Source organism: Streptomyces sp. NPDC101181 (assembly GCF_044767975.1).
GTDB lineage: Bacteria > Actinomycetota > Actinomycetes > Streptomycetales > Streptomycetaceae > Streptomyces.
Genome location: NZ_JBIWOX010000026.1, coordinates 23,322 through 41,725 on the forward strand (window position 1 = coordinate 23,322; position 18,404 = coordinate 41,725).

Sequence of the window (18,404 nt, forward strand, 5' to 3'; positions counted from 1 at the left end):
TCACCCCTCCACCGGGACGGCCCGCGCGAAGCCGCCGTCCACCATCAGGTTCGCCACCGTCTCCAGCTCCGGCGGACTGCCCGCCAGCCGCTGGAGGAACGCGTCGAAGTCCGCACCGCACGACAACAGCAGCCGCTCCGAACGCTCCTGAACGCTCCAGCCGTCCTGGTCACGGGCATCGTCGATCGGGCAGAACCACACCGAACCCGGGCTCTCGCCGCGTACCTTCACCGCGAGCAGCCCGCCCTGCACGAACGCGACACCCAGGAAGTCCTTGGTGAAGTGATCGCGCAGACACTTGTTCACGTACACCAGATCGTTCACCGCGGCCTCGTCGCGCACCGTGAAGAACGGCTGGTCCACCAGCAGCCCCAGCTCCGCGTCCAGCGCCACACCCACCGGCGCCGAACCACCGGCCGCCTTCAGGAACGAGCGGTACGCGCCCGGCAGCCGGTACCCGAGATCCTCCTCGACGCCCTGGATCTGCTGCTCGCTCACCGCGACCGCGCCCTTCGGCAGCCGGAAGTGCGCCGGACGGGTCTCCTGCAACGGCCGGGTGCCCCGCCGGTCCAGGTCCACCGAAGTCCCCGCCAGACCAGCGTGATGCCGCAACAGCGCCTTCACCTCGACCGGCACCAGCTCCATCCGCCGGCCACCCGCCACGTGGTGCCAGGTCCAGCCGTGCGGAGTCGCTACCGGGGCGATCGTGTCCCACAGTTCATGACCGGCCGCCGCCATCGCCGCGTTCGCCGACACGTAGTCGGTGAGGCGCAGTTCGTCGACGCCGAAGCCCTCCGGCGGATCCGCGATCTCCGCGGCGGCCCGCGCGTACGGCGAGAGCACCGGATGACCGTCCGCGTCCATCCGCACACCTCCGGGATGGCGGGACGCCCGCACCGGATCCGGGAAGTGCACGACCTGCCCGGCATAGGCCGCGTTCGGTGGCGGGGCCTGCTGCCCGAGCCGACCTGTCGTCATGGCTGTCGCCCCCTGCTGCGTACTGGTGTTCCGCACAGCCTAAGCGGTGGGGCAACAGGGGTTCCCGCCCCGCCGGTTCCCTCACGAACGGTCACAGGCGCGTGACGGTGAGGCGACATTCTCGCACGTTCGGGCGACACGCAGGCACGTTTCCGCTCCCCAGCTTCCCCACCACCCGGCACATTTGGCAGGCTGTCCCCGCAACTCGGGGGATTGCAGGGAGGGACGCCAGCACGATGCATTCCGCACAAACCGTCACATCAGGGGATCCACGACCGCCAGGAGATCCACGAACGCCAGGGGAACGGATGCCGGGGGGCCCACGAACATCAGGGGAACCACGGACGTCAGGGGACCCGTGGACGCCAGGGGATCCGCGGACATCAGGAGAACAACGGACCGCAGGGGAACAACGGACCGCAGGGGACCCGCGACTCAGCTGGAGCAGCACCGAGACCGGCACCACCCCACGCCTGCTCCACCGCCGCGACGGGATCCTCCCCGCCGTGGCCGCCGCGCTCTCCATCCGCGGCGAAACCCTCACCTGCACCGCGGGTAAGGGGGACCAGCCACCCGCCCTGCACCCGCTCGTCCAGGACTTCCTCGACGCCCTCACCAGCGGCCAGCGCGAACGCTTCACCGGCCGCTGCCCCGAAGCCATACTGCTCTCCCGCCAGCTCACCGCCGCCGAGAACAGCCGCTCCCGACGCGCCCAGCGAAAACCCCTCACCAACGGGGAAGCCCGCCGCGCCCTCAAACACTCCCGGATCACCGCCCGCCGCATCCGCGAGGACGGCGACCCCCTCCACGGCAGCTACGCACCCCCCTGCCGCTCCTGCTCCGCCCTCCTCTCCCACTTCGGCGTACGCCCCGTCGACCTCACCACCACCGGCGCCGCCACCACCGCAGAGAAGGGCTGACCGCCCACCCATGCACGACCACCTCCAGCAGCACAGCTCCACCCGCTTCCCCGTCGCCGTCGACGCCGCCCTCCGCGAAGCGGGCTGGCAGCCCGGCCGCTGGGACATCCGCCAGGCCGAGGAGTGGGCCGACGCCCTGCGCGCCCACGCCTCCCCCGCGGGCCACCGGCACGCCGTCTTCCCCGCCGCCGTCGAGGCCTGGGCCGAGTTCGGCCGCCTCCGCATCACCGCCACCGCACCCGGCCGCCACATCACCCCGGCCACCGTCCGCGTCGACCCCCTGCACGGCCTCCACCTCGCCCGCACCCTCGGCGACCTCGGCCGCGCCCTGGAGACGGAAGTCGCCCCACTCGGCGCGGAGGGCGAGGAACAGGCCGTCCTGGCGATCGACACCGAGGGCCGCGTCTACAGCATCGACCACACCGGCGACTGGTACCTGGGCCAGGACATCGACGAAGCCCTGGCCACCCTCGTCACCGGCACCCAGCCCTCCCGCCTGACATCGCCGTAGCCCTCTCCTCCCGGGCACGCGCCTGGGAGGAGAGGGCTACGGGTCAGGACTCGTCCGGGCCGCGCAACACCCGAAGGACCTCGAAGGCCGACGCCGGGCGGGTTTCCCAGCGCGCGCCGCGCACCGCACGGGCTCGTCGGGTCAGGACTCGTCCGGGCCGCCCGGCAGCACCGCCGACACCCGGAAACCCCCCGCGTCCGTCGGGCCCGACACGAACACACCCCCCAGCGCCAGCACCCGCTCCCGCATCCCCACCAGGCCGTTCCCCCCGCTCGGCAACCCCGCGTCCGCCACCGCCGCGTCCGAAGGACCGTTCTCCACCTGCATCGCGACCTCGGACTCCCGATGCGCCAACCGCACCCACGTCTTCGCCCCCGCCGCATGCTTGTGGACGTTCGTCAACGCCTCCTGCACCACCCGGAACGCCGTCTGCTCCACCTCCGGCGGATACGGCCGCGGCTCACCGTCCACCGACAGCTCCACCGCCATCCCCGCCTGCCGCGACTGCGCCACCAGCACCTCCAGCTCACCCAGCCGGGGCCCGTCGTCCGACGACGCCGCGGCCGCGGCGGCCGCCGCCTGTCCCACCGACGCCAGCGGCACCGCACGCACACCCCCGCCCGCCGCGACGGGCGCCGTCATCGCGTCCCCCGTACGCAGCACCCCGAGCATCTCCCGCAACTCCGTCAGCGCCTGCCGCCCCATGTCCCCCACCAGCGCCGCGTTCCGCACCGCCTTCGCCGGGTCCTTCGGCGCGACGGCCTGAAGGGCGGCAGCGTGCACCACCATCAAGCTCACCCGGTGAGCGACCACGTCGTGCATCTCCCGGGCGATCCGGGTCCGCTCCTCCGTCCGCGCCCACTCCGCCCGCTCCTCGGCCCGGTCCGCGAGCAACGACAACTCCCGCTCCAGCGAATCGGCCCGCTCCCGCAGACTCTCCATCAACCGCCGCCGCGCCCCTATGTAGAGGCCGAGCAGCACGGACGGCGCCGTGAGCCCCACCGCCATGAAGACCGACATCAGCGGTACGTACCAGTCCCCCGGGCCGAAATCAGCCTGCTCGGCCACGTTCTGCCGCAGCCGCACATACGTGACGACGAACGTCCCCACCAACGCCATCGCGGCCAGGACCACGGTGATCCGGCGCGGCACCTCCGACGCGGCCAACGTGTACAGGCCGATCAGCAGCATCAGGAAGCCCATCTCGGCGGGCGTCAGCGCGATCGTCACCAGCACAACGGCGATCGGCCACCGCCGCCGGATCAGCAGCACCGAACCGGCCAGCACCCCGAACACCACGCCCACCGGCATCGGCAGACCCGTGTTCGCGGCGAACTCCACCCCCTCCAGGCCACACTCCAGCGCCGACACCAGCGCCAGCCCCACGTCCAGAGCGACACTGCGCCGCCGCTCCCACCACCAGTAGCCGCGGGTGGTCGATCCCGCCGCCTCCCGGTCTGCCCCCGTTGCGGTCATGGCCTCCACCCTACGGGCGGACGCAGTCCGACACCCGGCGACCGGCAACAGCACGTTCCGCGTTCGAACGCGCACGAAACGCACATGGATCGCCTGAAATGGCGAATCGACCAGACTTTCGACCCGGACGTTCGCATTCCGGACGAGAATCACCGCATGACGGAAACCACCAGCAAGTACGCCGACTTCGAGGGCTTACGCACCCAGGCGGTGGCGCTGCGCCGGGAGGGGCTCAGCCGCCGCCAGATCCGCGACCGGCTCCACGTCGACAACAACGACATCCTCAACCGCCTCCTCCACGGCGAACCCGCCCCGGAGTGGACGAAACGCCCGAACGCCAAGGACGACCTCCGGACGAAGGCCCGGGAACTGCGCCTCCAGGGCATGACGTACGACCAGATCCAGGTGGAGCTGGGGTGCTCCAAGGGGTCCATATCCCTGTGGGTACGGGACCTGCCGAAGCCGCAGCGGAGCCGGAGCGCCATCGAGCAGGCGCGCCTCGCGGGCCGGATGCGCTGGGACCACGAGCTCGCGGTGCGTGACGCCGAGCGGCAGCGGACGAAGGCGACCGCCCGGAGCGAGACGGCGACCATGTCGGACCAGGAGCTGTTCTACGCGGGCGTCGCGCTCTACTGGGCCGAGGGCGGCAAGGACAAGGTCTACGACCGGCGTGAATACGTCGCGTTCGTCAACAGCGACCCGAACGTCATCGCCGTCTATCTCGCCTGGCTGGACCTGCTCGGCATCGGGCGCGAGCGCCTCTCCTACCGGGTGATGATCCACGAGACGGCCGATGTCCCGGCGGCCGAACGTCACTGGGCCGACCTGGTCGGCATCGACGTCTCGGCACTTCAGAAGACGACCCTGAAGAAGCACAACCCGAAGACGGTACGGAAGAACGTGAACGAGGCGTACCGGGGGTGCCTGGTCATCCGAGTCGCCAAGGGCGCGACGCTCTACCGCCGTATCGAAGGATGGTGGTCGGGGATTGCCGACGGGGCCGCCTCCCGGCTCGAAGGCGGTGATCGACCCGGTAGGGTTGGGCCGTGATCCGCCGTGGGGTAGCGGCATCCCGCAGGCCTTTGGAGCCTTGAGACGCTGGTTCGAATCCAGCCGGCGGAGCTCACGTATCGGGCCCCGACCACACCGGTCGGGGCCCGCCCCCGTTTCCACCGGAAACACCCCCGGTATCCTGCGGATGACCACCACCCGAAGCCGAAGGGCACATCCGTGAGCGCAACCAGCCCGGCAGCCGTCGTCGTCCTCGCAGCGGGTGAGGGCACCCGTATGAAGTCGAAGACCCCCAAGGTCCTGCACGAGATCTCCGGGCGCTCGCTCGTCGGCCATGTCGTCGCCGCCGCCCGTGAGCTGGACCCCGAGCAGCTCGTCGTGGTCGTCGGCCACGCCAGTGAGCAGGTCACCGCGCACCTCGACGCCGGCGACGCCCCCGTGCGCACCGCCTTCCAGGCCGAGCAGAACGGGACCGGCCACGCCGTCCGCATGGGGCTCGAGGAGCTCGGCGGTTCCGTCGAGGGGACCGTGATCGTCGTGTGCGGCGACACCCCGCTGCTGTCCGGCGAGACGCTCGGCGCGCTCGCCGCCACCCACGCCGCCGACGCCAACGCGGTCACCGTGCTGACCGCCGAGGTCCCCGACTCCACCGGGTACGGCCGCATCGTGCGCGATTCCGTCTCCGGTGCGGTCACCGAGATCGTCGAGCACAAGGACGCCGACGCCGGGCAGCGGGCGATCCGGGAGATCAACTCCGGGGTCTTCGCGTTCGACGGGCGGCTTCTGGCCGACGCGCTGGGGAAGGTGCGCACCGACAACAGCCAGGGCGAGGAGTACCTCACCGATGTGCTGTCGATCCTGCGCGAGGCGGGTCACCGGGTGGGGGCGTCCGTGACGGGTGACCATCGCGAGATCCTCGGGATCAACAACCGGCTCCAGCTGGCCGAGGCGCGCCGTCTGCTGAACGAGCGGCTGCTGGAGCGGGCGATGCTGGCGGGCGTGACGGTGGTGGACCCGGCGTCCACGCTGATCGATGTGACCGTCACGTACGAGCGGGACGCGGTGGTGCATCCGGGGTCGCAGCTGCTGGGGACGACGCACCTCGCGGAGGATTGCGAGGTGGGTCCCCATTCGCGGCTCAAGGACACGGTCGTGGGTGCGGGTGCGCGGGTGGACAACTCCGTGACGGATGCGGCGGACATCGGGCCGGGGGCGTCGGTGGGTCCGTACGCGTATCTGCGGCCGGGGACGCGGCTGGGGGTCAAGGCGAAGGCCGGGACGTACGTGGAGATGAAGAACGCGACGGTGGGTGAGGGGACGAAGGTTCCGCATCTGAGTTACGTCGGTGACGCGACGATCGGTGATCACACCAACATCGGTGCGGCCAGTGTGTTCGTGAACTACGACGGGGTCGCCAAGCACCACACGACGATCGGTTCTCACTGCCGTACGGGTTCGGACAATATGTTTGTGGCACCGGTCACGGTGGGGGACGGTGTCTACACCGCCGCCGGGTCGGTCATCACGAAAGACGTGCCGTCCGGTTCGCTGGCCGTGGCACGGGGCCAGCAGCGGAATATCGAGGGTTGGGTGGCCCGGAAGCGTCCGGGCAGCGCGGCCGCCCAGGCCGCTCAGCGGTCGGCGCGGGAGTCCGAAGGGCAAAGCTGACCGGAAACAGGCGCGCCGGTGACGGCGTACCGTGATAGATGCTCACCCATTTCGGCTGGCTCGTTGCACATCGGGACCTCCGCGTGCGGCGCCAGATACCTGTCGAGGAGACTGTGCTGTGACCGGGATCAAGACGACCGGCGAGAAGAAACTGATGCTCTTCTCCGGCCGCGCCCACCCCGAGCTGGCCGAGGAGGTCGCCCATCAGCTGGGAGTCGGTCTCGTGCCGACGAAGGCCTTCGATTTCGCCAACGGTGAGATCTACGTGCGGTTCCAGGAGTCGGCGCGCGGCGCGGACTGTTTCCTGATCCAGAGCCACACCGCCCCGATCAACAAGTGGATCATGGAGCAGTTGATCATGCTGGACGCGCTGAAGCGCGCGTCGGCCCGCTCCATCACGGTGATCGTGCCGTTCTACGGGTACGCCCGTCAGGACAAGAAGCACAAGGGCCGTGAGCCGATCTCGGCCCGGCTGGTGGCGGATCTGATGAAGACGGCGGGTGCGGACCGGATTCTCACGGTCGACCTGCACACGGACCAGATCCAGGGCTTCTTCGACGGCCCGGTGGACCACCTGTTCGCGCTGCCGATCCTGGCGGACTACGTGGGCGCGAAGGTCGACCGCACCAAGCTGACGATCGTGTCGCCGGACGCGGGCCGGGTGCGGGTCGCCGACCGCTGGTGCGACCGGCTGGACGCGCCGCTGGCGATCGTGCACAAGCGCCGCGACAAGGACGTGCCGAACCAGGTCTCCGTCCACGAGGTGGTGGGCAACGTCGAGGGCCGGGTCTGTGTGCTGGTCGACGACATGATCGACACCGGTGGCACGATCTGCGCCGCCGCTGACGCCCTGTTCGCGCACGGAGCAGAGGACGTCATCGTGACGGCGACGCACGGGGTGCTGTCGGGTCCGGCGGCGGACCGGCTGAAGAACTCGAAGGTGAGCGAGTTCGTGTTCACGGACACGCTGCCGACGCCGGGTGAGCTGGAGCTGGACAAGATCACGGTGCTCTCGATCGCGCCGACGATCGCGCGTGCGGTGCGTGAGGTGTTCGAGGACGGTTCGGTGACGAGCCTCTTCGAGGAGCAGGGCTGATCCACCGCCTCGCGGCTGCGCCGACCGGTCGCGGATGATCCACTTTGGGGTGCGGCCTCCCCGCCGGGTAGACTCAGCGAGTTGCTCGGCGAGGGAGGCCGTACCCGTGTGTACGGCGGTCCGTTATCGACGCGCTCTTCGTAGCAGGCCTGTCGTGGGCCGGGTGACCGATCGTGTTCCGTCTTCCGACGGCTCACCCCACTGACGAGGAGTGCAACCATGGCTGAGATCAAGCTCGCCACCGAGGCCCGTACCGAGTTCGGCAAGGGCGCCGCCCGCCGCATCCGCCGTGCCGACCTGGTTCCCGGTGTCGTCTACGGCCACGGCGCCGAGCCGGTCCACATCACGCTGCCGGGCCACGAGCTGCTGCTGGCGCTGCGTACGGCGAACGTGCTGATCGGTCTGGAGCTGGAGGGCAAGGACACGCTGGTCATCCCGAAGGCCGTGCAGCGTCACCCCCTCAAGGGCACCATCGAGCACGTCGACCTGCTGACCGTGAAGCGCGGCGAGAAGGTCCAGGTCGAGGTCGCGGTGCACGCCGAGGGCGACCTGGCCCCGGGTGCCAACCTGCTGGAGTACGTCCAGGCGACGCTGCTGGTCGAGGCCGAGGCCACCCACATCCCCGAGGCCGTCACGGTCTCCGTCGAGGGCCTGGACGCCGGTGCCTCGATCCTCGCCAAGGACATCGAGCTGCCCAAGGGCGCCGCGCTGGCCGGTGACGAGGACGCCATCGTGATCCAGGTCGTCGCCGCGCAGGTCGAGGAGCCGGCCGAGGACGAGGCCGCGGAGGGCGAGGAGACCGAGGGCGCGGAGGCCTGAGCCTCGCGGTTCCCGCCTCACCTGCTTGACTGACGGGGTGGTGGTTCCCTTCCCGGGGAGCCGCCGCCCCGTTTTCCTGTGTTCCCTGCTCCTGATGTCCCTGCTCTGAGTTGTCTGCTCCTGATGTCCCTGCTCCTGAGTTGTCTGCCCCCGTACGCCCTGAGTTCCTGATCCCCTCCGAGGAGACCGAGCGCTGATGTCCGACGTAACCGACCCCTGGCTCGTCGTGGGCTTGGGCAACCCGGGTCCCGACTACGCGGCGAACCGGCACAACGTCGGCTTCATGGTCGCCGATCTGCTCGCGGAGCGGATCGGCGGGAAGTTCAAGCGGGCGCAGAAGGCGCAGGCGCAGGTGGTGGAGGGGCGGATGGGTCCGCCGGGGCCGGGGAGCCGCCGGGTGGTGCTGGTGAAGCCGATGTCGTACATGAATCTGTCGGGGGGGCCGGTGAACGCCCTGCGGGACTTCTACAAGGTGCCGACGGACCACATCGTCGCGGTGCACGACGAGTTGGACATCGACTACGGGATGCTGCGGTTGAAGCTCGGGGGCGGCGACAACGGGCACAACGGGCTGAAGTCGATGACGAAGGCGATGGGTCCGGACTATCACCGGTTGCGGTTCGGGATCGGGCGGCCGCCGGGGCGGATGCAGGTGGCGGACTTCGTGCTGAAGGACTTCGGGTCGGCGGAGCGCAAGGAGCTGGCGTTTTTGGTGGACCGGTCGGCGGACGCGGTGGAGTGTCTGCTGGCGGAGGGGCTGGAGCGGGCGCAGAGCGCGTACAACTCCTGACATTCCCTTCCCTGGTGGGGCGTTCTCCGGCCACGGGTTGACCGGGGGTGCGGGTCTGGCCAAGGATCGGCCCCCATGAAGCGGAGCTCTTCCCAGCGGGTGGTCCTGGCGGGCCGTCGGTTCGCGATGGGGCTGGTCGCCCTGGTGCTGCTCGTCGCGGGGGTGTGGTCGTCGTGGGACGCGGCGCATCACATCGTCCTGGCCAAGGGCCGCGAGCACGGCACGGTGACGGTGACGGAGTGCGGTGGGGAGCGGTGCACGGGCCGGTACGAGCCGGACGCGACGTCTCCCGCGCGGGCGCGGGTGACGGTGGAGCGGTCGGTGGCGGCGGAGGAGGGGGATCGTTTCCCCGTGGTGGTGAAGCCCGGTACGGACGTGGTGATCCGGACGGGGGTGCCGGGTTTTCTGCATGCCTGGATGCCGTTCGGCGGGGCGATGGTGCTGGCCGCGCTGGTGATCGGTGGCGGGCTGCGGATGCCGCGTACGGCGTGGGGTGTGGGAGTGGCGGGGGCGGCCCTGCTGGTGGCGACGTTCGTCGCGCTGTAGCGGGGCCGCCCCTGGGGTGCGTCCGTGGTGCGGTGTGCGTAAAGCCTTGTGCGTAGAGCGGTGTTCGTGACGCGGTGTTCGTAAGGCGCTGTGCGTAGAGCGGTGTTCGTGACGCGGCGTGTGTAACACGCTGTGTGTGACGCGTTGTTGGGCCGTGGTGTCCGTGGTGTGGGTCAGCCGGTGTTGCGCAGGCCCGCCGCGACGCCGTTGACGGTGAGCAGCAGGGCGCGGGAGAGCAGCGGGTCGGGCTCCTCGTCGCGTTCGGCGGCCTGGCGCTGGCGGGCGAGCAGGGAGACCTGGAGGTAGGAGATGGGGTCCAGGTAGGCGTCGCGGATGGAGAAGGTCTGCTGGAGCACCGGGTTGGTGTCGAGCAGCTTCTCGCCGCCGGTGATGCGCAGGACTTCCTGGACGGTGAGGGCGTGTTCGGCCTCGATGACGTCGAAGACGTGCTTGAGCTCGTCGGGGACGAGGGTGTCGACGTAGTGGCGGGCGATGCGCAGGTCGGTCTTGGCGAGGGTCATCTCGACGTTGGAGATGAAGTTGCGGAAGAAGTGCCAGTGTTCGTGCATCTCGTCCAGGACGGTGTCCAGGCCGGCTTCGCGCAGGGCCTTGAGTCCGGAGCCGACGCCGAACCAGCCGGGGACGATCTGGCGGGACTGGGTCCAGCCGAAGACCCAGGGGATGGCGCGCAGGCCGTCCAGGGAGACGCCCGAGCCGGGGCGGCGGGCGGGGCGTGAGCCGAGGTGGAGGTCGGCGAGCTGGTCCACCGGGGTGGAGGCGAGGAAGTAGGAGGGCAGGTCGGGGTCTTCGACGAGCTTGCGGTAGGCGCTGTGGGCGGCGTCGGAGACGGTGTCCATGGCCGCGTCCCAGCGGGCGAGGGCCTCGTCGGACTGGCGGGGGGCGGTGTGCAGGGCGGAGGCCTGGAGGGTGGCCGCGACGGTCAGTTCCAGGTTCTCGCGGGCGAGGGCGGGGATGAGGTACTTGTCGGAGATGACCTCGCCCTGCTCGGTCACCTTGATCTCGCCCTCCAGGGTCCCCCAGGGCTGGGCGAGGATCGCGTCGTGGGAGGGGCCGCCGCCGCGGCCGACGGTGCCACCGCGGCCGTGGAAGAGGCGCAGGCGTACGCCGTAGCGGTGGGCGACGTCGCGGAGGCGGCGCTGGGCGCGGTGGATCTCCCACTGGCTGGTGGTGATGCCGCCGAACTTGGAGGAGTCGCTGTAGCCGAGCATGACCTCCTGGACGTCGCCGCGCAGGGAGACCAGGCGGCGGTAGGAGGGGTCGGCGAGCATCTCGTCGAGGATGACGTCGGCGGCCTTGAGTTCGTCGGTGGTCTCCAGGAGGGGGACGATGCCGATCCTGGCCCAGCCGGCGTGGAGGTCGAGGAGTCCGGCCTCGCGGGCGAGGACGGCGGCGGCGAAGACGTCGTCGGCGCCCTGGCACATGGAGATGATGTAGGACTCGATGACTTCGGGGCCGAAGCGCTCGAAGGCTTCCTTGATGGTGTGGAAGACGCCGAGGGTCTTCTCGCCCGCCGCGTCGAGGGGGGCGGGGGTGGGGGCGAGGGGGCGGCGGGAGCGGAGTTCCTTGGCGAGGAGCTTCTGCCGGTAGTCGCGGGGCATGTCGGCGTAGCGCCAGGATTCCTCGCCGAGCCGGTCGAAGAGCTGGCCGAGGGTGTGGTGGTGGGCGTCGGCGTGTTCGCGGACGTCCATGGTGGCGAGCTGGAGGCCGAAGGCGGAGAGGGTGCGGATGGTGCGGTCCATGCGGCCGTCGGCGAAGAGGCCGCCGCGGTGTTCGCGCAGGGAGGTCTGGATGAGCTTGAGGTCGTCGATGAGCTGGGTGGTGCCGAGGTAGTCGCGGCCGGGGCGGTGGGGGGTGCCCTTGGCGAGGCGTTCGCGGGTGTTGACGAGCTTCTGCCGGATGCAGGTGGCCTTGAGGCGGTAGGGCTCCTCGGCGTTCAGCCGCTTGTAGCGGGGGCTGATCTCGGGGAGGCGTTCCAGGTCGGCCTGGAGGGAGGTGAGGAGTTCCTCGGTGGCTCCGGCGTAGCGGATGGAGTTGGAGAGGAGGCCGCGGAGGTAGTCGATCATCTCCAGGGCGTCGGTGATGCCGTGCTCGTGCTGGAGGATCAGGACGTCCCAGGTGACGGCGGGGGTCACGTTGGGGTTGCCGTCGCGGTCGCCGCCGATCCAGGTGCCGAAGGTGAGGGGGCGGGTTCCGGCGGGCAGTTCGACGCCGACGCGGTCGAGTTCGGCGGCGAGGTCTTCGAGGACGTCGCCGACGGCGCCCGCGTGCAGTTCGTCGAGGTAGTAGATGGCGTTGCGGGCCTCGTCGGCGGGCTCCGGGCGGACGACGCGCAGTTCGTCGGTCTGCCAGATGAGGTCGATGTTCTCGGCGAGGCGGAGGTCGAGGCGGCGGCGGTCGGCCTCGATGACCGGGGTCTCCAGCAGCTCGGCGATGCGGCGGAGCTTGTTGAGGACGGAGCGGCGGGCGGCCTCGGTGGGGTGGGCGGTGAAGACGGGGCGGACGTTGAGGTTCTTGACCGTCTGGCGCAGGTGCTCGGGGTCGGCGTCCTTGAGCCGGTCGGCGGTGCGGGCCAGCAGGCCGCCTTCGGCGGAGCGGCGGTCGCGCATCTCGTGGGCGCGGTGGACCTGCTCGGTGACGTTGGCGAGGTGGAAGTAGGTGGAGAAGGCGCGGACGAGCTGGGCGGCGGTCTCCAGGTCCGTGTCGCCGAGGAGCTGGGCGGCGGCCTCGCCGTCGGTCCGGGTCAGGGCGCGGACCCGCTCGACGAGGTCGAGGAGTTCGGGGCCTTCCTGGCGTACGAGGGTCTCGCCGAGGAGGTCGCCGAGGCGGCGGATGTCGGCGCGCAGCGAGGGGCTGGCGGCGGGGTTCTGGTCGGCACTGCTCACAGTGTGCGGCTCCTTGCAGTGAATGAGGAGGTGCGTTCGCCCGTCCGTCCCTGCGTGTGGCCGGGGGCGGGTGGGCGGGGTCCGGGGCCTGTGGCCGGCAGCGCGGGGCTGTCGCCACGCCCCGGCGAGCGGGTGCGGACCGCGCTGTCCGACCCTCCCAGGATAGGTGTCGTCGCAGGCGGCGTGTCCGCTGCCCCGGTGGGGGTGCGGGTGCCGCCGGACGTACAGGTCATCAGCCCTCTACCCCTTCGGCGGGTGCGGTATCGCGGGTGACGGGCCGGAGGTGCCTCTCGTCCTGTGGGGCCCGTCACTGCCATACTTACCAAGCCGTAGGTTACGGAACCGTAGCCAGGCCGTCCGTGTACTGCTTCCTCACCCTCCGGGGGCCTGACCCATGCCGACCACTCCCGATGTGATCGACGGGACCGACTCGTCGTCCGCCGCCGTCGCCACGCTTCCGGCCGCCACGCTGGGCGGGGACACGAAGGGGTCGATCGAGCAGTTCGCGCTGCTGGCGTTCATCGTGCTGCCGTTCCTGGCGCTGGTCGCGGCGGTGCCGCTGGCGTGGGGGTGGGGGGTGAGCTGGCTGGACGTCGGACTGATGGTGGCCATGTACTTCATCGGCTGCCACGGCATCACGATCGGTTTCCACCGGTACTTCACGCACGGTGCGTTCAAGGCGAAGCGGCCGCTGCGGATCGCGCTGGCCGTGATGGGGTCGCTGGCGGTGGAGGGGCCCCTGGTGCGGTGGGTGGCCGATCACCGCAAGCACCACCGGTTCTCGGACGCGGAGGGCGACCCGCATTCGCCGTGGCGGTTCGGTGAGTCCGTACCGGCGCTGATGAAGGGGCTGTGGTGGGCGCACATCGCATGGATGTTCGACGAGGAGCAGACGCCGCAGCACAAGTACGCCCCCGATCTGATCAAGGACCCGGCGATCCGGACGGTCTCGCGCCACTTCCTGACCTTCACGATCGTCTCGCTGGCGATTCCGCCGCTGGTCGGCGGTCTGGTGACGATGTCGTGGTGGGGGGCGGCGACGGCGTTCTTCTGGGGTTCGCTGGTCCGGGTCGCGCTGCTGCACCACGTGACGTGGTCGATCAACTCGATCTGCCACGCGGTGGGCAAGCGCCCCTTCAAGTCGCGTGACCGGTCGGGGAACGTGTGGTGGCTGGCGGTGCTGTCGTGCGGCGAGTCGTGGCACAACCTGCACCACGCGGATCCGACGAGCGCCCGGCACGGGGTGATGCGGGGGCAGATCGACTCCAGCGCCCGGCTGATCCGCTGGTTCGAGAGGCTGGGCTGGGCGTACGACGTGCGGTGGCCAAACGCCTCCCGTATCGCCTCCCGGCGCAAGCCCGTAGCGGCCGACGCGGCATGATTGACGACGTGGCGACGGACTCCAGCACGAGCAGCGAGAAGAGCAGGGCCTCCTCCACCCGCCGGGGCCGGCGGGTCCGGATGACGGGGAAGGAGCGCCGCGAGCAGCTGCTGGACATCGGGCGCGCCCTCTTCGCCGACAAGGGGTTCGAGGGCACGTCGGTGGAGGAGATCGCGGCGCGCGCCGGGGTGTCCAAGCCGGTGGTGTACGAGCACTTCGGCGGCAAGGAGGGCCTGTACGCGGTGGTGGTCGACCGTGAGATGCGCCAGCTGCTGGACATGGTGACGGGGGCGCTGACGGCGGGTCATCCGCGGGAGCTGCTGGAGCAGGCGGCGTTCGCGCTGCTGGACTACATCGAGTCGTACACGGACGGTTTCCGGATTCTGGTGCGGGACTCCCCGGTGGCGCAGTCGACGGGTACGTTCGCGTCGCTGATCAGCGATATCGCCACACAGGTGGAGGACATTCTCGGCCTGGAGTTCAAGGCCCGGGGGTTCGACCCGAAGCTGGCTCCGCTGTACGCGCAGGCGCTGGTGGGGATGGTGGCGCTGACGGGTCAGTGGTGGCTGGACGTGCGCAAGCCGAAGAAGGCGGAGGTCGCCGCGCATCTGGTGAACCTGTGCTGGCACGGGCTGGAGAACCTGGAGTCGAAGCCGCGGCTGATAGGGCACCGGAAGAACTGATCGTGGCTGGTCCGTAAACCCTTCCCCACCTCGTCACCCAATGTGATGACGTGGGTGGATTTCCCGCCGTAGGGTGGCCGGAAGGGCAGATGATTCGTCCATGGGAGGAACCATGACCGCCGAGCCGACCTCCGCGCACAGCTCCCGCTGGCCGGTGCCCCCGCAGGACGGATACACCGTGGACGACCTGTTCACGCTGCCCGATCTCCCGCCGCACACCGAGCTGATCGACGGGAGCCTGGTTTTCGTGAGTCCGCAGCGACGTTTTCACTCCAAGACGATTGACTTGTTGGTGAATGGCCTGCGCAGCACCGTTCCGACGGACATGAAGGTGGAACGGGAGATGACAGTCGCCCTGGACCGCCGCAACGGTCCGGAACCGGATGTGTCCGTCGTCGAGGCGGCCGCCGCGACAGACCTGGAGCAGACCTCGTTCAAGGCCGCCGACGTCCTCCTCGCCGTCGAGGTCGTCTCCCCCGACTCCGAGGCCCGCGACCGGGAGGCCAAGCCGCACAAGTACGCCACGGCGGGCATCCCGCACTTCTGGCTCGTGGAGATGACCGGCACCGACCAGCACCCGGTGGTGCGGGTCTACGAGCTGGACCCGGTGACGAAGGCGTACGCGCTGACCGGGATCCACCACGACCGGCTGAAGACGGGTGTGCCGTTCCCCGTCGACATCGACATCTCGGCGGACGCGCTCAAGGAGCTGTGAGGCCGCTTCCCCGCCCGGTCAGGGCTTGCGGGCCACGGCGAAGATGCGGCGGAACGGGAAGACCGTGCCGTGGGGGCCCGGGGGGTACGCCTCGCGCAGCAGGTCGCGGTAGGCGGTGAGGAACGCGTCGCGGGCCTGGGGGTCGTCGGCCAGGGCGGTGAGGACGGGGCGCAGGGCGGTGCCCTTGACCCAGTCCAGGACCGCGTCCTCGCCCTGGAGGGTCTGGAGGTAGGTGGTCTCCCAGACGTCCGCCGTGCAGCCGAGGCCGTGCAGGCGGGTGAGGTAGTCGGCGGGCCCCAGGGCGGCGGCGGTGCGGTCGCCGACGCCATGGAGGCGGGAGCGCCAGCGGTCGGAGGCGCGGAGGCGGGCGAGCAGGGTGTGGCTGGGGGCGGCGAAGTTGCCGGGGAGCTGGAAGGCGAGGGTGCCGCCGGGGGCGAGGGCGTCCAGCCAGCGCGGGAAGAGGTCGGCGTGGCCGGGGATCCACTGGAGGGCGGAGGTGGAGACGATCAGGCCGTACGTCTCGGTGGGCGTCCAGGCGGCGGCGTCGGCCTCGACGAAGTCGAGCAGTGGGGGGCGGGCGTGGGCGGCGGCTTCGGCGAGCATCTGCGGGGAGTTGTCGTAGCCGGTGATCCGGGCCTGGGGCCAGCGGTCGGCGAGGAGCGCGGTGACGTTGCCCGCGCCGCAGCCGAGGTCGGCGATGCGGGGTGCCGGGTCGCCGGGGAGGCTGCCGATCCGGGTCAGGAGGTCCTGGAAGGGGCGGGTGCGGTGGTCGGCGTGGCGCAGGTACTGCCGCGGGTTCCAGGTGGGTTCGGGGGTGGGCGTCATGGGCATCAGGATCACGCCGCCACTTTCTTGATGTCAAGACACTTGAATTCAAGAGACTTCATGTCGAGGGACCCTCTACACTGATCGACATGGAGGACGAGGTCGACCGTCTGGTCGCTGCATGGCGCCGAGAGCGCCCCGACCTCGACGTGGAACCACTGGAGGTGCTCAGCCGCGTCTCCCGTCTGGCACGCCACCTCGACCGGGCCCGACGTATCGCGTTCGCGGAGCACCACCTGGAGCCGTGGGAGTTCGACGTGCTCACCTCGCTGCGCCGGGCGGGTCCGCCGTACCAGCTCTCCCCCGGTCAGCTGCTCACCCAGACGCTGGTCACCTCGGGCACGATGACCAACCGTATCGACCGGCTCACCAAGAAGAACCTCGTCGAGCGGCTGCCCGACCCCAGCGACCGGCGCGGCGTGCTCGTCCGGCTCACGGCCGAGGGGCGGGACAAGGCCGACCAGTCGCTGGCCGGACTCCTCGACCAGGAGCGGGCCATCCTCGTGGAGCTCTCCCGTCAGCAGCGGGGCGAACTGGCCGGGCTACTGCGCCAGTTGACCGCCCCGTTCGACAACATCCCCGGTTAGCGGGGGCGGGGCGGGCTCCGCCGGTCCCACGCCCGCCCGGCGGGCCAGTGCCACGGCCGCGAGCGTGGAGTGCACCCCGAGCTTGCCCAGCACGTTCTGCATGTGGGTGCGGACCGTGTGCGGGGAGAGGAACAGCCGCTCGGCGACCGCCTTCCGGCCGAGCCCGGCCACCATGCAGCGCAGCACCTCGCGCTCCCGGGGCGTCAGCGACTCCACCAGGCGTTCGCTCTCGGTGCGGTGCTTGCGGGCGGCGGTCAGCTCCCGCAGGACCCCGGTGAGCAGGGCGGGCGGCAGATGCGTCTCGTCCCGCAGTACGCCCCGGATCACCGCGAGCAGCCGTTGCAGCGAGCAGTCCTTGGCCACCCAGCCCGAGGCCCCGGCCTGGAGCGCGCGGGCGGCGCACCGCGGGTCGTCCTGCTCGGCGAGCACCACCGACCGCAGGGCGGGGCGGCTCGAACGGACCCCCGCCACCAGCGAGATGCCGTCCGCGGGGGCCGGCTCGCCCTGGCGGGGAGCCGGCACGGGCGCGGCGGACGCGGGGGCGGTCGGCCGCGGGCCGCCGGCGGTGGGCGGCGGGACGGGGGCGGCGGGCGTGGTGCCGGGGGGCTGGGCGCCGAGTTCGGCGTCGACCAGCATCACGTCGTAGGGGCGGCCCTCGGCGGCTGCCCGCTCCAGCGCGCGCAGTGCGGCCGGGCTGCTGCCCGCGGCGGACACGTCCACGTCCGGTTCGGCGGCCAGGGCCGCCGCGAGCGACTCGGCGAAGATGCGGTGGTCGTCGACCACCAGAACCCGGATTCGACCCACAGACACCCCTATCGGCGGGGGCGGACAGCCGCGGGTGCGGCGCCCGGGGCGGGGGCGGGACGGCTCTGCCGACGGCCGCCGCCGTCGCACCGTCCGCCTGCCCGCCCCGGGCGCCGCACCCGACTCTCTCGCCCCCTGATTCAGCACCGGCCCCCACCGGTGCTGGGATCAGCGTACGGGCGGGGGCCGCGGGGGGAAGGGGATTCGCGGAACTGCCCGCCCCGGGTGTTTAGGGTGAGGTGCATGTTCCGTCTTGAGACAGAAGTAGACAAAGAACGTCGCATTCTGCTGAGCGGGCGACTGCACCAGGACAATGTCGCGGCCTCGGCCGGTCTGCGAGCCCTGCTGGGCACCTCCGCGGAGCCGGAAGTGCCGCTGGAGGTATGGGCGTTGGACGAGCGGGGGGCCGTCGCGGGCGGGCTGACCGGGCGGACCTGGGCGTACTGGCTCCACGTCGACCTGCTCTGGGTCGACGCGCCGCACCGGGGGCTCGGCCTCGGTGCGGGGCTGCTCGCCGAGGCCGAGCGGACGGCGCGCGCCGAGCGCGCCTGCACCCGCTCCCGGCTGGAGACCTGGGACTTCCAGGCCCCGGACTTCTACCGGAAGCAGGGCTACGAGGAGATCGGCCGGGTCGAGGACTACCCGCCCGGCGTCACCGAGTTCATCCTGGCCAAACGGCTCTGAGCGCGGC

The 18,404-nt window shown here is 70.9% G+C and carries 18 protein-coding genes and 1 tRNA gene; 14 read left to right on the forward strand and 5 right to left on the reverse strand.

The genetic code is table 11. The features are described from left to right. The gene (locus ACIRRU_RS28180) at positions 1–978 is read right to left on the reverse strand and encodes an SMI1/KNR4 family protein (protein WP_403685132.1); all 978 of its coding nucleotides are present in this window, start codon (positions 976–978) and stop codon (positions 1–3) included. Between the two features lie 308 nt (positions 979–1,286). Between ACIRRU_RS28180 and ACIRRU_RS28185 the strand changes: the two genes are divergently transcribed. Then, the gene (locus ACIRRU_RS28185; protein ID WP_403685134.1) at positions 1,287–1,898 is read left to right on the forward strand and encodes a YwqJ-related putative deaminase; all 612 of its coding nucleotides are present in this window, start codon (positions 1,287–1,289) and stop codon (positions 1,896–1,898) included. A 10-nt stretch (positions 1,899–1,908) separates the two neighbouring features. After that, positions 1,909–2,409 (forward strand): SUKH-3 domain-containing protein, encoded by a 501-nt coding sequence (locus ACIRRU_RS28190; RefSeq protein ID WP_363201237.1) that lies wholly within the window; start codon positions 1,909–1,911, stop codon positions 2,407–2,409. A 141-nt stretch (positions 2,410–2,550) separates the two neighbouring features. Here ACIRRU_RS28190 and ACIRRU_RS28195 read toward each other — a convergent pair whose 3' ends face one another. Next, a complete protein-coding gene (locus ACIRRU_RS28195) occupies positions 2,551–3,885 on the reverse strand; it encodes a sensor histidine kinase (RefSeq protein ID WP_403685136.1) in 1,335 nt (444 codons plus the stop codon). A gap of 156 nt (positions 3,886–4,041) precedes the next feature. Between ACIRRU_RS28195 and ACIRRU_RS28200 the strand changes: the two genes are divergently transcribed. The 7 genes from ACIRRU_RS28200 to ACIRRU_RS28230 all read left to right on the forward strand — a co-directional run bounded on the left by ACIRRU_RS28200 (position 4,042) and on the right by ACIRRU_RS28230 (position 9,815). After that, a complete protein-coding gene (locus ACIRRU_RS28200; RefSeq protein ID WP_403685137.1) occupies positions 4,042–4,935 on the forward strand; it encodes a hypothetical protein in 894 nt (297 codons plus the stop codon). Further along, positions 4,936–5,007: transfer RNA gene (locus ACIRRU_RS28205), tRNA-Gln, on the forward strand. Positions 5,008–5,115: 108 nt separating this feature from the next. After that, a complete protein-coding gene (gene glmU / locus ACIRRU_RS28210; RefSeq protein ID WP_403685138.1) occupies positions 5,116–6,564 on the forward strand; it encodes a bifunctional UDP-N-acetylglucosamine diphosphorylase/glucosamine-1-phosphate N-acetyltransferase GlmU in 1,449 nt (482 codons plus the stop codon). 118 nt (positions 6,565–6,682) lie between these two features. Further along, entirely contained in the window at positions 6,683–7,660 is a 978-nt protein-coding gene (locus ACIRRU_RS28215) for a ribose-phosphate diphosphokinase (RefSeq protein ID WP_069739222.1), read from the forward strand. 219 nt (positions 7,661–7,879) lie between these two features. Continuing rightward, positions 7,880–8,479: a 50S ribosomal protein L25/general stress protein Ctc gene (locus tag ACIRRU_RS28220; protein WP_403685139.1), complete on the forward strand. Its 600-nt coding sequence runs from the start codon at positions 7,880–7,882 to the stop codon at positions 8,477–8,479. Between the two features lie 196 nt (positions 8,480–8,675). Then, positions 8,676–9,269, forward strand: a complete 594-nt coding sequence (pth, locus tag ACIRRU_RS28225) for an aminoacyl-tRNA hydrolase (RefSeq protein WP_403685141.1) — start codon at positions 8,676–8,678, stop codon at positions 9,267–9,269. Between the two features lie 75 nt (positions 9,270–9,344). Beyond that, positions 9,345–9,815: a hypothetical protein gene (locus tag ACIRRU_RS28230; RefSeq protein ID WP_403685143.1), complete on the forward strand. Its 471-nt coding sequence runs from the start codon at positions 9,345–9,347 to the stop codon at positions 9,813–9,815. Positions 9,816–9,988: 173 nt separating this feature from the next. Here ACIRRU_RS28230 and ppc read toward each other — a convergent pair whose 3' ends face one another. Next, the gene (ppc, locus tag ACIRRU_RS28235; protein ID WP_403685145.1) at positions 9,989–12,718 is read right to left on the reverse strand and encodes a phosphoenolpyruvate carboxylase; all 2,730 of its coding nucleotides are present in this window, start codon (positions 12,716–12,718) and stop codon (positions 9,989–9,991) included. 394 nt (positions 12,719–13,112) lie between these two features. On the opposite strand from ppc, the gene ACIRRU_RS28240 reads away from it, so the two are divergent. The 3 genes from ACIRRU_RS28240 (at position 13,113) to ACIRRU_RS28250 (ending at position 15,497) form a co-directional block, all read left to right on the forward strand. Further along, a complete protein-coding gene (locus ACIRRU_RS28240) occupies positions 13,113–14,099 on the forward strand; it encodes an acyl-CoA desaturase (protein ID WP_403685146.1) in 987 nt (328 codons plus the stop codon). After that, positions 14,096–14,782, forward strand: a complete 687-nt coding sequence (locus ACIRRU_RS28245) for a TetR/AcrR family transcriptional regulator (RefSeq protein ID WP_363201228.1) — start codon at positions 14,096–14,098, stop codon at positions 14,780–14,782. The genes ACIRRU_RS28240 and ACIRRU_RS28245 overlap by 4 nt, the downstream gene beginning before the upstream one ends. Positions 14,783–14,894: 112 nt before the next feature. Further along, positions 14,895–15,497 (forward strand): Uma2 family endonuclease, encoded by a 603-nt coding sequence (locus tag ACIRRU_RS28250; protein ID WP_403685179.1) that lies wholly within the window; start codon positions 14,895–14,897, stop codon positions 15,495–15,497. An 18-nt stretch (positions 15,498–15,515) separates the two neighbouring features. Here ACIRRU_RS28250 and ACIRRU_RS28255 read toward each other — a convergent pair whose 3' ends face one another. Next, positions 15,516–16,322 carry a trans-aconitate 2-methyltransferase gene (locus ACIRRU_RS28255; protein ID WP_403685147.1) on the reverse strand — a complete coding sequence of 269 codons (807 nt, stop codon included), beginning with the start codon at positions 16,320–16,322 and terminating at the stop codon, positions 15,516–15,518. Positions 16,323–16,411: 89 nt separating this feature from the next. Here ACIRRU_RS28255 and ACIRRU_RS28260 point away from each other — a divergent pair, with 89 nt between their 5' ends. Then, positions 16,412–16,909, forward strand: coding sequence for a MarR family transcriptional regulator (locus ACIRRU_RS28260; protein WP_363201226.1), 498 nt, complete (start codon positions 16,412–16,414; stop codon positions 16,907–16,909). Here ACIRRU_RS28260 and ACIRRU_RS28265 read toward each other — a convergent pair. Further along, on the reverse strand, positions 16,865–17,713 hold the full coding sequence (locus ACIRRU_RS28265) for a LuxR C-terminal-related transcriptional regulator (RefSeq protein ID WP_403685149.1): 849 nt from the start codon (positions 17,711–17,713) through the stop codon (positions 16,865–16,867). The genes ACIRRU_RS28260 and ACIRRU_RS28265 overlap by 45 nt on opposite strands. A gap of 243 nt (positions 17,714–17,956) precedes the next feature. Between ACIRRU_RS28265 and ACIRRU_RS28270 the strand changes: the two genes are divergently transcribed. Then, positions 17,957–18,397: a GNAT family N-acetyltransferase gene (locus ACIRRU_RS28270; protein ID WP_363201224.1), complete on the forward strand. Its 441-nt coding sequence runs from the start codon at positions 17,957–17,959 to the stop codon at positions 18,395–18,397. The last annotated feature ends 7 nt before the right edge of the window (positions 18,398–18,404 follow it).

What these genes read in the sequence shown, in the direction of transcription:
- ACIRRU_RS28230 (WP_403685143.1), top strand. Translation starts at nt 9,345, where the DNA reads ATGAAGCGGAGCTCTTCCCAGCGGGTGGTCCTGGCGGGCCGTCGGTTC.
- ACIRRU_RS28245 (WP_363201228.1), top strand. Translation starts at nt 14,096, where the DNA reads ATGATTGACGACGTGGCGACGGACTCCAGCACGAGCAGCGAGAAGAGC.
- ACIRRU_RS28270 (WP_363201224.1), top strand. Translation starts at nt 17,957, where the DNA reads ATGTTCCGTCTTGAGACAGAAGTAGACAAAGAACGTCGCATTCTGCTG.
- pth (WP_403685141.1), top strand. Translation starts at nt 8,676, where the DNA reads ATGTCCGACGTAACCGACCCCTGGCTCGTCGTGGGCTTGGGCAACCCG.
- ACIRRU_RS28240 (WP_403685146.1), top strand. Translation starts at nt 13,113, where the DNA reads ATGCCGACCACTCCCGATGTGATCGACGGGACCGACTCGTCGTCCGCC.
- ACIRRU_RS28250 (WP_403685179.1), top strand. Translation starts at nt 14,895, where the DNA reads ATGACCGCCGAGCCGACCTCCGCGCACAGCTCCCGCTGGCCGGTGCCC.
- ACIRRU_RS28185 (WP_403685134.1), top strand. Translation starts at nt 1,287, where the DNA reads ATGCCGGGGGGCCCACGAACATCAGGGGAACCACGGACGTCAGGGGAC.
- ACIRRU_RS28200 (WP_403685137.1), top strand. Translation starts at nt 4,042, where the DNA reads ATGACGGAAACCACCAGCAAGTACGCCGACTTCGAGGGCTTACGCACC.
- ACIRRU_RS28195 (WP_403685136.1), bottom strand. Translation starts at nt 3,885, where the DNA reads ATGACCGCAACGGGGGCAGACCGGGAGGCGGCGGGATCGACCACCCGC.
- ACIRRU_RS28190 (WP_363201237.1), top strand. Translation starts at nt 1,909, where the DNA reads ATGCACGACCACCTCCAGCAGCACAGCTCCACCCGCTTCCCCGTCGCC.
- ACIRRU_RS28220 (WP_403685139.1), top strand. Translation starts at nt 7,880, where the DNA reads ATGGCTGAGATCAAGCTCGCCACCGAGGCCCGTACCGAGTTCGGCAAG.
- ACIRRU_RS28255 (WP_403685147.1), bottom strand. Translation starts at nt 16,322, where the DNA reads ATGACGCCCACCCCCGAACCCACCTGGAACCCGCGGCAGTACCTGCGC.
- ACIRRU_RS28260 (WP_363201226.1), top strand. Translation starts at nt 16,412, where the DNA reads ATGGAGGACGAGGTCGACCGTCTGGTCGCTGCATGGCGCCGAGAGCGC.
- ACIRRU_RS28180 (WP_403685132.1), bottom strand. Translation starts at nt 978, where the DNA reads ATGACGACAGGTCGGCTCGGGCAGCAGGCCCCGCCACCGAACGCGGCC.